The 14,822-nt window shown below is 47.6% G+C and carries 6 protein-coding genes; 5 read left to right on the forward strand and 1 reads right to left on the reverse strand.

Translation table 11 applies throughout. From position 1 onward, the window contains the following. The first annotated feature begins 1,141 nt into the window (after window positions 1-1,141). The 4 genes from L3C95_RS31820 to L3C95_RS31835 all read left to right on the forward strand — a co-directional run bounded on the left by L3C95_RS31820 (window position 1,142) and on the right by L3C95_RS31835 (window position 7,177). On the forward strand, window positions 1,142-1,510 hold the full coding sequence (locus tag L3C95_RS31820) for a hypothetical protein (protein WP_236394695.1): 369 nt from the start codon (window positions 1,142-1,144) through the stop codon (window positions 1,508-1,510). A 134-nt stretch (window positions 1,511-1,644) separates the two neighbouring features. After that, a complete protein-coding gene (locus L3C95_RS31825; protein ID WP_236394697.1) occupies window positions 1,645-2,943 on the forward strand; it encodes a TolC family protein in 1,299 nt (432 codons plus the stop codon). 17 nt (window positions 2,944-2,960) lie between these two features. Next, window positions 2,961-4,040, forward strand: coding sequence for an efflux RND transporter periplasmic adaptor subunit (locus tag L3C95_RS31830; RefSeq protein ID WP_236394699.1), 1,080 nt, complete (start codon window positions 2,961-2,963; stop codon window positions 4,038-4,040). Window positions 4,041-4,054: 14 nt separating this feature from the next. Then, complete coding sequence (locus tag L3C95_RS31835) at window positions 4,055-7,177, forward strand: efflux RND transporter permease subunit (protein WP_236394701.1); 3,123 nt, start codon at window positions 4,055-4,057, stop codon at window positions 7,175-7,177. Between the two features lie 78 nt (window positions 7,178-7,255). On the opposite strand, the gene L3C95_RS31840 is transcribed toward L3C95_RS31835, so the two are convergent. Beyond that, a complete protein-coding gene (locus tag L3C95_RS31840) occupies window positions 7,256-11,290 on the reverse strand; it encodes a SprB repeat-containing protein (RefSeq protein WP_236394703.1) in 4,035 nt (1,344 codons plus the stop codon). Between the two features lie 353 nt (window positions 11,291-11,643). Here L3C95_RS31840 and L3C95_RS31845 point away from each other — a divergent pair, with 353 nt between their 5' ends. Beyond that, on the forward strand, window positions 11,644-14,400 hold the full coding sequence (locus L3C95_RS31845; protein ID WP_236394705.1) for a TonB-dependent receptor: 2,757 nt from the start codon (window positions 11,644-11,646) through the stop codon (window positions 14,398-14,400). The last annotated feature ends 422 nt before the right edge of the window (window positions 14,401-14,822 follow it).

Genomic DNA, 14,822 nt, shown 5'->3' on the forward strand with positions numbered 1-14,822 from the left:
TGCAATAATCTGACGCCTAATCAGGCTCATTTAGCCAGTGGAGCATTAAAGCGAAGATGGATCGCTAAAAAGAAGGTAAAAACAACAGAAATAGCAGTGTAAAGCTTAATTTGCACATCTGTAAAGCTTAATTTGCGCATCTGTAAAGCAAATAATGAATTATTTCAATAACCTGTAAAGTCAATCCTGAAACTTCTTGCAAAAACTGTAAAGTTTTTCTGTACTAAGACACCTCGGTTTCGGTTCGCTTTAATACCGCTTTTGATACCGCTTTGATACCCATTATCCTACGTTAATCCTACGTTTTAAAACGTAGGATTAACGTAGGATAATGGGTATCAAAGCGGTATCAAGACGGCATTAAACAGAATAGTGTCTTAGTACATACCTGTTTGGCATCAGATCATTACCGCTCATATGTGGCCAGCCCCCATTGTAGCTGTCTTAGTACAGAAAACGTTACAGTTTTACGATGAAGGTGCAGAATTGACTTTACACGTGATCTCAAATCCTTATGCGCTTTACAGATATGCAATTTAAGTTTTACAATGTCTTATACGGAAGTACTCTCCCACCATTACAGTGAGAGACAATATATTCCAGGAGGGAGAGCGAAAGTAGCACCGGTTTCAGATGGGAATGTCGGGCCTTCGGCTCTCCGGCGACACGACCGACGAAGTTAAATCGGTATCCAAATCCTATTCGCCTGACAAGGCCCAATAGCATTCCAGAGAGGCGCCGACCGACATCCCATACTGAAACCGAAGCTACTTAGCGTAAATAACTAACAACCTCCAACAGTCTCCCATGCGGAAACTGAAGCTGCCTAGCGTGAATAACTAACAACCTCCAACAGCCTCCCATGCGGGAACTGAAGCTGCCTGGCGTGAATAACTAACAACCTCCAACAGCCTCCCATGCGGGAACTGAAGCTGCCTGGCGTGAATAACTAACAACCTCCAACAGCCTCCCATGCGGGAACTGAGGCTATTTAGCGTGAATAACCTTCCAGCCAAGAACGGCTATCAACCAATCTACGCGCACCCGCATCCGCAGTTAAAATCCGATTAAAATGGCCTTAAACTTCATTAAGGCAGGGCATTATCTACATAGTCAAATATATATTTGTATCAGAAATACTATGATCAGGCTAATTGCATACATATTACTCTTTATTCACATCAACACGACGATGTTCATCCCGGTGGCGGATGAGAAAGACGTATATGACGCCTGCGGACGCCAGATCAACGACATCAACACCTTCTTCGAATTGATCAACGAGGTAATGCTGGGCAATACAGATGTTGCCGGACAGGATGAGGATGATGATCTCGCGCATTACTTTACAGGCGCCGGTATCACCAGTTACGTGCCTAATGCGCAACAGATCATCCTCTCCAGAGAAGAACCATCTACCACTGATCTGGCAATTGCTTACCCCCGGGCGCTCGTTCAGAAAATCAGTACAATAGCCTACGATATCCTCACACCCCCACCCAAGGCTTAATACACATACGCTAAAGATCTCTGCATGCTAGTATCTATGGCAGCCTACAACGGCTGACTATAAACCTTTATATGCCTGTATTGTCGATCTCATTATCAACTATTTCTTACAAATATCAATATAAACGATTCTATATGTCTAGTAAGGACTTCAATGTAGCATCACTTTTCCGGATCCTTACCTGCTGTCTGTTACTGCTCGCTGCCGGTATTTCAGCCAAGGCGCAGGATACCTTGCACATCACACTCGAGGATGCAGAGAAACAGTTCCTTGACAGGAACCTGCAGCTGCTGGCGGAAAAGTATAATGTCTCTATCGCAAAAGCACAGATCATTCAGGCACGGTTGTATAACAACCCTAACCTTACCCTTAGTGGTAACCTCTATAATCCTGACAGAAAGAAATTCTTCGATATCAGTAATCAGACGGGCCAGTACGAGATCGGTATACAACAACTGATCTCCCTGGCAGGAAAAAGAAACAAACAGGTACAACTGGCGCGTACCAATGCAGCAATGGCGGAGAATGCCTTCTTCGATCTCCTGCGTACGCTCAGGTTCACGCTGCGTAGCAACTTCTACCAGGCGTATTATCTCCAGAGCTCTATAAAAGCATATGAAGCGCAGATAGCATCGCTGGAGAAGATGGATGCTACCTATAAAGATCTGCAGCAGAAAGGGCTGGTGACGCTGAAAGACGCTGTACGCCTGCGCTCCCTGTTGTATAGTTTGCGGGCAGAGCGTACCAATATGTTAAACCAGGTGAATGATCTGGAAGCGGAGTTACAATTGCTGCTGCAGAACAATCACTCCTGGTTTGCGCCTGATATGCCGGACAATGCGATCGCCGGTATTCCGGAAGTACGGCAGACCAGTTTACAAAGCCTGGTGGACAGCGCCTATGCCAACAGGCAGGACCTCATGCTGGCACAGAACAATCTGCAGTACAATCAACAAAATTATAGTCTGCAGAAGGCCATGGCAGTACCCGATCTTACGCTGGGCGCCAGTTTTGATAAGAGAGGCAGTTTTGTGAACAACGCCTCCTTCCTGAACCTGGGAATAGATCTTCCTTTCTTCAACCGCAATCAGGGGAATATCAAGGCGGCAAAGTTCAGTGTTGACCAGACAAAATTACTGGTACAACAACAGACACAGGCCGTAGAGAATGAAGTACAGACGGCCTATGTAAAAGCGATCAATACCGATAAGATGCTGGAGTCAGTGGATCCTGCATTCCGCGGACAGTTTGAGCAACTGCTGCATAGCATTACAGACAATTTTATGAAGAAGAATATCAGCCTGCTGGAGCTTACAGACTTCTACGATTCCTATAAAGAAAACATCCTTCAGCTGAACCAGCTACAGAATGACAGGATGCAGGCGATAGAGACGCTCAACTTCGCGATCGGTAAAACTTTGTTCAACAAATAACAATAACAGCAATAGTCATGAAACCTTTTATCATATATCTTCTTCCCGTAGCCTTTGTATGCATGCTCTCTGCCTGCGGCTCACACGAACCGGAAGTTAAAAAAGATGATCCTGCCATCTCCGACAGCCTGTTCAAACACGTAGAAACCGCGGCTGCAAAGATGGAAGAACCATCAGAAAATATCAAACTGAATGGCAAGATACAGCCCGATGAAAGCAAGGAATCCAAAGTATATGCCCTGGTAAGCGGTAAGCTCAAAAGTGTGCAGGTGGAATTGGGCGACTACGTAAAACAGGGACAGGTGCTGGCAGTACTGCAAAGCTCTGAAGTGGCGGGTATTTCCAACGATGTATCTATTGCAGAATCGAGCCTGGAGATGGCAAAGAAAAATATGGAGACGCAGAAATCCCTCTTCGAAGGCAACCTCGCTACGCAGCAGGATTATCTGTCTGCACAGATAGAATATAAGAAAGCACAATCAGAACTGAACAGGGCCCGCCAGGTAGCCAATATCACCGGCGCCAGCAGCGCTGCATATACATTGAAAGCACCTATCAGCGGTTATGTTATAGAAAAGAACATCTCCAACAACTCTGAAGTACGCCAGGATAACAGCAATGCGCTGTTCACCATTGCCGATCTATCCACCGTATGGATCATCGCCAATGTATATGAATCAGATATTTCAAATATCCGTTTGGGTGACGAAGTGAAGGTAAAGACACTCGCTGATCCCGATAAGGAATACACAGGTAAAATAGACAAGGTGTACAATGTACTGGATCCTGCCAACCGTACTATGCAGGTGCGTATCAGCATGCCGAATGCCAGCGGTGAACTGAAACCGGAGATGTTTGCCACAGTGAAGGTGAGCGCCAAACCTACCGGCGCTGTTCTGAGCATTCCTGCTAAAGCCATGGTGATGGACAACAGTAAACAGTATGTGATCGTAAAGAAACCGACAGGGCTGGAAATACGCCAGATCAACCTTCTACGCCGCATTGATGACCGGGCCTTCATCACCGGTCTGCAGGAAGGTGAACAGGTGGTAACCAGTTCACAGGTCTTTATTTATGATGCTCTTAACCTTAACTAGCCAAGCCGGATCTCATGCAGAAAATAATAAAATCAGTCATTGCCTTTTCCCTGAAGAACAGGCTCTTCATAGGTTTTGCTACGGTCGTCCTCATCGTATGGGGCGTCATAGCCTTCAGAAATATACCTATTGAAGCATTCCCGGATGTAACGAATACACAGATCACCATCATCACACAATGGCCCGGCAGAAGTGCGGAGGAAGTAGAGAAGTTTGTGACCGTTCCTATTGAAATAGCCATGAACCCTGTACAGAAAAAGACCTCCGTACGTTCTACTACTGTATTTGGTTTGTCTGTAGTGAAGGTGATCTTTGATGATAATGTAGATGATCCTTTTGCGCGCCAGCAGGTCAACAACCTGTTGCGCGATGTGGAACTCCCTGATGGCGCTGAACCAGATGTACAGCCGCCTACAGGACCAACGGGAGAGATATTCCGTTATACGCTGGAAAGCAAGACCAAAACGGTGAAAGAACTCAAAACATTACAGGACTGGGTGATAGAGCGCCGTTTGCTGAATGTACCGGGTGTCGGCGATGTGGTAAGCTTTGGCGGTGAAGTGAAGACTTACGAGATCACCGTCAATCCGCAGAAACTAGCATCTTATGATATTACGCCACTGGATGTATACAGCGCTATCTCGAAGAGCAATATCAATGTGGGCGGAGATGTGATCGTAGATAATTCACAGGCTTATGTGGTACGTGGTATCGGTCTGCTGAACAATGAGGAAGAGATAGGCAATATCATTGTTGACAACATCAACAACACACCCATACTTGTCAAAGATATTGCACAGGTGTCGGTATCCAGTCTGCCCCGTCTGGGACAGGTGGGTCGCGACAAGCAGAACGATGTGGTGGAAGGTATCATCGTAATGCGTAAGGGAGAGAATCCCAGTGAGGTGATCAAACGTGTAGAGGAAAGGATCAACTATCTGAATGAAAAAGTATTGCCTTCAGATGTGAAGATCAATACGTTCTACAACCGTAACAACCTGATTGAGTTTGCTACGCACACGGTGTTGCACAACATGCTGGAGGGGATCATTTTCGTAACAGTGATCGTGTTCCTGTTCATGGCCGACTGGCGTACGACGGTAATTGTGGCCATTGTGATACCACTTGCGTTGCTATTTGCGTTCATCTGCCTGACTCTCAAAGGGATGTCGGCCAACCTGTTATCGATGGGGGCGATAGACTTCGGTATCATCATTGACGGCGCCGTCGTGATGGTGGAAGGGATCTTTGTATTGCTGGATCAGAAGCAGCACCAGCTGGGGATGGAGCGCTTCAACAAGCTATCTAAACTGGGACTGATCAAAAATACCGGTGGGGAGCTGGGTAAGGCCATTTTCTTCTCCAAGCTGATCATCATTGCCGGTTTGCTGCCCATCTTCTCTTTTGAGAAAGTGGAAGGTAAAATGTTCTCTCCCCTGGCCTGGACATTGGGTTTTGCCCTGCTGGGAGCATTGGTGCTGACATTAACGCTGATCCCGCTGCTCAGCAGCATCCTGCTGAGGAAGAATGTTCGGGAGAAACACAATATCTTTGTAGAAGGTATCACTAATGGTGTGATGAAGCTCTTTTCACGCACCTACCGGTATAAGCGCATCACGCTCATTATAGCGACGGCGCTGGTGGCTGTAGGCCTGTTCATGTTCAGGTTCCTGGGAACGGAGTTCCTGCCGGAACTGGATGAAGGAGCGATCTATATTCGTGCTACCTGTCCGCTGAGTGTATCGCTGGACGAGTCTAAAGTATTGGCTAACAAGATGCGCCGCATCATCCTGGCCTTCCCGGAAGTGAAACAGGTGATGTCGCAAACGGGCCGTCCGAATGATGGTACAGATGCTACCGGTTTCTACAACATTGAATTCCATGTAGATATCTATCCGAAGAAACAATGGAAGAGCGGTCTGTCAAAAGAAGAGCTGATCGACAAGATGCAGAAACAGCTGGAAGTATATCCGGGGGTGAATTTGAACTTCTCCCAGCCGATCATGGACAATGTGGAAGAGGCGGTATCGGGTGTAAAAGGTTCGCTTTGTGTGAAGATATATGGGGATAGTCTTACGTATACTGAGGCAAAGGCCAACCAGGTATATGAGATTATGAAGAACATCCAGGGCGTGGAAGATCTGGGTGTGATCAGGAATATTGGTCAGCCGGAAATGAGAATTGACCTGGACGAAAATAAAATGGCCCTTTATGGCGTTACTACAGCGGATGCGAACGCTATCATCGAAATGGCGATCGGCGGTAAGGCTATCACGCAGATCTATGAAGGAGAGCGCAAATTCCAGTTGCGTTTACGTTATGAAGAGCAATACCGCAACAACGCAGAAGCAATCAGTAATTTAATGGTCCCTACCCTACGCGGTGCACGGGTACCTATTAAGAACATTGCCACCATCCGTACCTTAACAGGGCCTAGTATCATTTTCAGGGACGATAACAGAAGATATACGGCCGTTAAATTTTCTATCCGGGGACGCGACATGGGTAGCGTTATAGCCGAAGCCCAGGGCAAAGTTGACAAACAGGTTAAACTGGACAAAGGTTATGAAATGCAGTGGGCTGGCGACTTTGAAAACCAGCAGCGTGCAACGAAACGCCTGACGCAGGTAGTGCCTATCAGTCTCCTGATCATTTTCCTGATCCTGTTCGTCATGTTCGGCAATGTGAAGGATGCCGGTATGGTATTACTGAACGTGCCATTTGCTATTATTGGGGGCATTGCGGCCTTGCTGATATCAGGGACAAACTTCAGCATCTCAGCCGGTATCGGATTCATTGCATTGTTCGGTATCTGTATACAAAACGGGGTGATACTGATATCGGTATTCAAGAACAACATGCAAATGGTGAAGCGGCATGAATTTAATCATCACACTCTTGAAATAGCAATACGGGATGGGGTACGTACGAGAGTACGCCCTGTGGTCATGACAGCGTTGATGGCGGCTATTGGCTTATTGCCAGCAGCGTTATCCAAAGGTATTGGTTCTGAGACTTCCAAACCCTTGGCGATCGTAGTAATAGGTGGCTTGATCACTGCCACCGTGCTCACGCTGCTGGTGTTCCCACTGTTCTTCTACCTCGGTTACAGGAAAGTAGGTCAGAAGATGGATTGAATGGTTGATTCTGTGCTTATGTAATTGGAAAAGTCTGCCGGTCGGCAGACTTTTCCTTTTTGTAGTATTTTATTTTTTCTATCGGGAGATGATGAACCTCACATCCCTGCTTTCAGTCTCTGTTATCACCCTGAGGATGAATGTGCCTGTCATCGATCCTCCTACAGAAAAAGAATCGTCTATCAGCAGCGTTGGTGCATACTGTTTCTTACCCGCTATGATGCCATTCATGTCGTATACATAAGCAACAACCTGCTGTTTACGGTTCAGTTTTATCTTAAAGTTGAAATTGCCGTTGTTGGGATTGGGTGACAGCGTCACGGTGTCGATAACATGCACCGGCACACTGTAGCCTGGTCCGGCATTGGGATCGTAGTTACCTATTTCCAGGTCCTTGCGCAGCACATAGGTACATGTACCAAAAGTGGCTGTCATTTCTACCCAATAGCTTCCGGGATCGGTGAACTTAATGAGCGGCGTGCCGTTCTCATTACCTAAGAGCACAGCAGCAGGATGATAGTTCCAGCTCACATTGTCCGGTGCTGGTACATTGATCTCTTTAATGACAAGGGTATCGAAGGCATTCTTACGGGAGGCGACGAGGAAGTTGATATCCGGTTTTGTGTTCGCCTTGCTGATTGTGACATCCTGATCTACTGTACAGTTATGGGCATCCTTTACTGCGATGTGATAATTACCCGGCGTTAATCCGTTGAACGTACCCGCAGGCAACCAGCTGCTCTGATCCAGCGCATACTGATATGGCGTAGTACCTCCTGTTACAAGTGTACTGAGCGTACCGTCTCCAAGACCATCACATACAGGCGGTGCACTGACTTCCAGCGTTAAAAGTGCTGGCTGGGAAACAGTGTAGGTAAGCGCTTGTTTGCAACCTTTACTGTCTGTGATAGTCACGGTGTAATCGCCTGCTGCGATATTTTCGGCGCCATCACCAGAGATGGCGGGATCATTCCATTGATAGTTATAATTGCCATCACCGCCGCTGACATGGAGTTTCAGGGCTCCATTGGATTCACCGTAACAGTTCACGTTGGTAATATCGGCGGTGGCAGTTAATGATGTATAAAGAGATGTCAATGTTGTGGTGATATCTGTTGTACAACCAGCAGCATCCCGCACCTGCAGCCGATAGTCCTTCGCAGTAAGACCCGTGAAAACAGGATTGTCCTGCCATGGTTGATCTGCAATTGCATATTTGTAAGGGGCAGTGCCTCCCTGTGGTGCTACGCTGATCGTTCCTATAGGGTCAGCGCCACAACCGTTGTGCTCTTTGTTACTTACTGTTAAACCAAGTATAGCAGCTGGCTCTGTCATAGTGATCTGCTGGGATACAATACAGCCACGGCCATCTTTTACGTGGAGCGTATGTGTACCGGCATTGATATGTTCTACCAGCGCTGCATCGCTGTAAGGGTTATTGTCCAACGCATACAGGTAACCACTGTAATTACCGCCGTTGCCACCGGTAGCGGTGATCTGTGCAAAACCGTTGTCATTACCTTTACAGGAAATGTTATATCCGGCATAGTCAGACAGTGTGCTGGTAAAACTTACCGGTGCAGCTGGCATGATGATCGCATAACTTGCAGCAGCATCTACGATACAGCCATGTCCATCTGATAGACGAAGTTTATAAGTACCGGCAGTATGGATATCTGTGTCAGCCGTGAAAGGTTGATAGGCGCCGCCGTCGACTGACCATTCATACAGGTAAGTACCTGTACCACCCGCTCCGGTCATTTCGATATGAGCACCATCGGCAAGGCACACCGCATCATGTACAGTGATACCTGCGATCTTCACTGTTGTTGCCGCCTGTACAGTGCTTTCCGTAGAAGTTGCAGAGCAGCCCGGAGCTTTATTGTCAGTGATGATGAGATGATAGGTGCCGGCAGCTAAGGCCTCTATCTGCGTATCTGTGCCGAGCCAGATCGTATTGTCGGACCAGGCGCCATTCTTCAGTTCCTGCCAGTGATAATAATAACTACCTGAGCCACCATTTACGACCGACTTAATGAGCGCATCATCTTCACCATAACAGCTGATAGGCGTTTGTTGCAGGTTTACCTGCAATGCGCTCCGTTCGTAGATGCTGATGCTCTTTGTTGCCTGATCGTTACAGGTATTACCCTGATTCTTCGCGGTGACAGTATAATTGCCCGCAAAAAGATCTGTGAAGACGCCTGTTGTATTTGTAGCGATGGATGTATTGTTTTGCAGCAGCGTGTATTCGTATGCACCGGAGCCTCCGGTAGCAGTACATACCAGCCTGCCTTCACGTGCGCCATAACAACTGATAGAATCTACAGGATCGATATTCAGTGTGAGCGGAATGAGCGTACTCAATGTTACCGTACTATCCCATCCGGGACAATTTACATCGCTGTTAAGCACCTCTACCCGGTAATTACCTCCCGGCAGATCTGTGAAGGTATAGCGGTCTGTCATCACGGCACCTGATTGTTTAAACGGAGCAGGATCACCATTGCGATAGAGATTGAATGCATAGTTAGCTACAGCACCATCTGTTGCACTGGCTTGTATATCGATAGCGCCATCACCGGGAGAGACACATTTCGGAGAAGTGGCTGCCAGGTATCCGCTGACACGTGGTGGCTGTGTGATAAGGATATTTCCGGTAACAGCAATGGTAGTGTTACAGGTACTGTTCTTTACCTGTACCCTGTAAGTACCGGCCGGCAGTTGTTCAAATAAAACGCTTTTTCCTGTTCCCGGCCTGTCTGTAATAATTGGCACACCGCCGGATAAGAGCGTAAACGTGTAGGTACCACCAGGATCGGCTCCTGCTGCGGTGATACCGATCGTACCATCGTTACCACCGTAGCAACTTACGTTCTTATGACGGGTATTATCTTCAGCCGCGGTAAGTTCTGCCAGTTCCCCTACTGTAATGACAACCGGGGCATAACAGCTTCCGGCATTTTCTCCGGGATTGATTATCCAGAGTGAGTAGACGTCCGGCGCTAGTCCGCGGATATCAATACCGTCTGAAACCCGTACGTTTCCCGGGCTCCATTTGTCCAGATTACCACAACTCGTGGGGTTGCCAGGATCACATGGTTCGGTAACATTGCCTTTGCGCAGGAGCCACCTCATTTCACCGAATGCACTGGCAATATTGCTGCCCGCTATACGGATGCTGCCGGTCTCCATTCCTTTACAGGAAGCGGTGCTATCAACGGCACTACGATCGCGTAACGAGGGAGGCGCCGGAAGGATATCGATAGGGTCTGAAGCCGGACTATAGGGAGAATACAAAGTAGCGCTCGGATATTCTATTTTATACCGGTAATGAAATCTTGCCGACTGCCTGGCGTTCTTTACTTCGGGGATCCGCTGAAGCGGAGTAAAATTCAGGTGTTCATTCGCTGATGTCCCCATTGGCTGCCAACCAGCACCATTCAGCGAATACTCCCACTCTACCGTTTTCTTCATGTACCTGTCTGAAGGGCCTACAACAGTACCGGTTTCGGAAAACTGTACGGACGCTCCCGCGCAGATCGTTTTATTGAAAGAGCTGCTTTCGAGCGGCGGAGGGGTGATCATCACCACCATGAAGCGGACGCGGGAGGACAAGGATTCTGTGGGCGTACCATCCACCAGGGGCGTACACTTGTATACCGGAATATCTGCGAGCAGACTGGTATTGTTCAAGGCACTCTCTGTGATCGGGTAGCATAAGGATTCTGATGGACCGGTAGGCGATACGGCTACTGTCCAATATTCTACTCCCGCACCGAGGTAAGTTAAACTGGCAACGGGGTATACAACATTGGTAACCCTCATGATATTGTTGCTGCCATTACTACCTACATAGGTGGGATAGCGCATCATTTGGTCGGCGTCCATTACATAGAGCGCGTTGATGCTACCTTCAAACACCATATACATGGTAACTTCCGGATTAGGATATGCCTGTGCCCGCGTTCTGCCAGGCAATAAACAGGACCATATCACGGCAAACCAAAAGATGATCCGGGCAACATATTTCGTGCGGGATAAACTACGTAACGCAACAGGCAACGGGAATAACCGTATAACGGCTATAGGGCTTAATTGATGTGCAGGCATAGGGTAACAGTGGTGATATTCGTGTACTGTATTCTCTTAAATAATACCTAAATATAAGCAGGCAGACACATAGAAAGAAAAATAATATTATCAGCTGAGGCAAATAACTGGAAATCAATCAGGCCATCTCAAAATGAAGTACTAGTACACAGTCGGGGAACCGGCAGTGGGGTTATGCAGCATCAGCAGATGCATGTGGTTTAACATCGTCTGCAACAGATTCTTATTGCACTTCAAACATAATAAGAAGTGGGTTGTTACCTATAAAATGTCGCCTGTCGACTATTCAACTATTTTCCTTACATTCATCAAAACGTATACGTAATCCCAAGATCATCCTAAATCGCCACAGTATGAAGAACTATCTACAACTCACCTGTTTGTGCGCCCTTTTGTTGCTCATAAACTTGTCTACACGGGTCTATGGACAGCAACAACAGACAGTAACAGGTACTGTAACAGACAAAACAACTGGCAACCCTTTACCGGGAGTCACTGTCAGTGTTAAAGGCTCACTTGCCGGTACCATCACTGATGGTAGCGGAAATTTCAGATTCAACACGACCCGCCAGTTCCCGATCACGCTGGTATTTTCCTCCGTGGGGTACAGCAGCGCCCCGGTGGTGGTGAACAGTGCGGGCAACATTACTGTGCAACTCGCTTCTACGGAGATCCTGGGAGAAGAGATCGTAGTTGCCGCCAGCCGTGTGTCTCAAAGTATACTGGAATCGCCGGTATCTATTGAGAAGCTCAATGCGACGGCCATACGGGAATCTCCTACCCCTAGTTTCTATGATGCCCTGCCTTCCCTCAAAGGCGTTGAATCCAGCGTACAGAGCCTTACCTTCCGTACCATTACCACCAGGGGTTTCAATACCAATGGTAACACCCGTTTTAATCAGCTGATGGACGGTATGGACAACCAGGCGCCGGGCCTGAACTTCTCAGTAGGTAACATTGTCGGCATCTCCGAACTGGACGTAGCCAGTGTGGAACTGCTGCCGGGCGCATCCTCCGCACTCTATGGTGCAGGAGGCATGAACGGTACATTACTTATGACCAGTAAAAGCCCTTTCGATTACCAGGGCCTGAGCCTGAAACTGCAGGCAGGTATTAACCATGTAGGCAAAAAGCAGCAGGACCAGATCGGCTTCATTCCTGACATCACCGCACGATACGCCAAAGCCTTTGGTAAGTTCGCCTTTAAGCTCAATTTCGGGTACATGAAGGCCGACGACTGGCAGGCGGTGGATTCGACGAATTTTGACAGGTTAAACCTGCGTACAAAAGCAGGTTTCTCTAATGCTGCGGATCCTAATTACGACGGTGTCAACGTTTACGGTGATGAGATCACCACTACTTTTGGTGCTGCAGGGGGATTGCTCAACGGACAGGCAGTGTCCCGTACAGGTTACGCTGAAAGAGACCTGGTTGATTACAGCACAAAAAGCCTGAAAACAGGCGCTGCATTCCATTATAAGATCACAGACAATACGGAGGCCATCATCCAGGGTAACTGGGGAACCGGTACTACTGTGTATACCGGCTCTGACCGTTATTCCCTGCGCAAATTTAACCTGGGTCAGTATAAGATCGAAGTAAGAGGTAAACGCTTCTTCGTACGTGGTTATACTACCCAGGAACGTTCCGGTGAAGCGTACAATGCCACTGCATTGGGTACCCTGCTGAATGAAGCTTATAATCCAAGCGTGATCAGGGACAATGACGGTAATGTAACCGGTGGATGGTTTGCAGAATACGCTACTGTTTACAACCAGGCACGTGCAGGTGTCTTCCAGCCTGCACCAGGCGTAAAGACAGATGCGCAGGCACATGCTATTGCCCGGTCTGTAGCTGACAGGAACAGGTTGGTACCTGGCAGCGCGCAATTCAACCTGGCGAAAGAGACTATCACCAGCAACTATATCGGTTTCGGCGCAGGCAGGAACGGAGCTAAGTTCAACGATAAAACAAACCTGTACCACTACGAAGGTTTCTATGATTTCACCGATCATCTGAAAGTATTGGAAGTACAGGCAGGTACTGCTTTCCGCAGGTATTCCCTGAACTCTGACGGTACCATCTTCGATGATGGCGCCGGCCGTATCAAGATCGATGAAATAGGTGCTTATCTGCAGGTGGGTAAGAAACTGGTGAATGACAGGATCAAGCTGACTGGTTCTGTTCGTTATGATAAGAACGAAAATTTCGACGGCAGGTTTACACCTCGTATATCCGGTGTGTTTACTGTAGCTCCCCGTCACAATATCCGCCTGTCATTCCAGACAGCTTACCGCAATCCTACCAACCAGGATCAGTACATCGACCTGCCTATCCGCGCCAACACCCGTCTGATAGGTGGTTTACCGGAACTGCTGACCAAGTATAACCTCTACAACAACAAAGGTTATACGCAGGCGAGCGTACAGCGTTATGCTGCCACCGGCGATCCTACCCAACTGCAGCAATATACCTTCGGTAAGTTCAGGCCTGAAAGTGTAAGCGCCTATGAGATCGGGTACAAGGGCCTCATCAAAAACCGCCTGCTGATCGATGCTTATTACTACTACAGCGCCTATAAGAACTTCCTGTCCTATACAGCACTGATACAGCCTACTGTTCCACTGGCACAGGATCCGACCCTGAGCAGCGCCAGGATATTTGCGACCTACGTAAATAATCCGGAAACAGTTAAGGCACAGGGTGGTGCGATTGGTCTGGATTACCTGATCAATAGCTGGACGCTGTCGGGCAACTTCTCTTACAACGACCTTACGAACAATAAAGGAGAACTTGACAATGCCTTCAACACGCCTAAATACCGTTTCAATATCGGTCTTGCAAATAAGAACATCGCGAAGAACTTAGGGTTTAATGTGATGTACCGTTGGCAGGATGCGTTTGTATGGAGTTCCAGCTTTGTAAGAGGTACTGTGTCTGCTTACAGCACCGTGGATGCGCAGGTTAATTACAGGATACCGAAGATCAGGGCTACTATCAAAGTAGGTGGTTCTAACATTACGAACCATTATTTCCAGACTTCTTATGGTAATCCGAAAGCAGGGGGTATTTATTATACAGCGATCCTGTTTGATGATCTGTTGAAATAATAATTTCTTTCAGTGTAGAAAGCCCCGGGATGTATTTCCCGGGGCTTTTTAAGTGTTATTGATTACGATACTTCCGTTTCAGGCTGGATCTAAGTTATCGATTATGTGCTGCTATGTAAGTGCTATTGATTACGATACTTCGGTTTCAGGCTGGGATCACTGGCTGTAGTTCTTTGAAGCTACGGACGATTAAGCATTGGGAATCGTATGGGCGATAGAATAGGTATTAAACCCCTGTCAATCGTGTGAGCGCTTCAAACAACTAAGGCCAGTGATTCCCACCTGAAACCGTTATACTTAGTGAGTTCCTGTTATTGGCCTGAGCTACTGTATTTAAGCCCTCCAGCGGCATAAGTTCACTTAAGTCCGCCTCAAACCGGTTGCTTCTTCGTCTGAATACCGTCCCACTAGTGTGCTTGCTA

It is taken from the genome of Chitinophaga filiformis (genome assembly GCF_021646545.1).
In the GTDB taxonomy this organism is placed as follows: Bacteria; Bacteroidota; Bacteroidia; order Chitinophagales; family Chitinophagaceae; genus Chitinophaga; species Chitinophaga filiformis_A.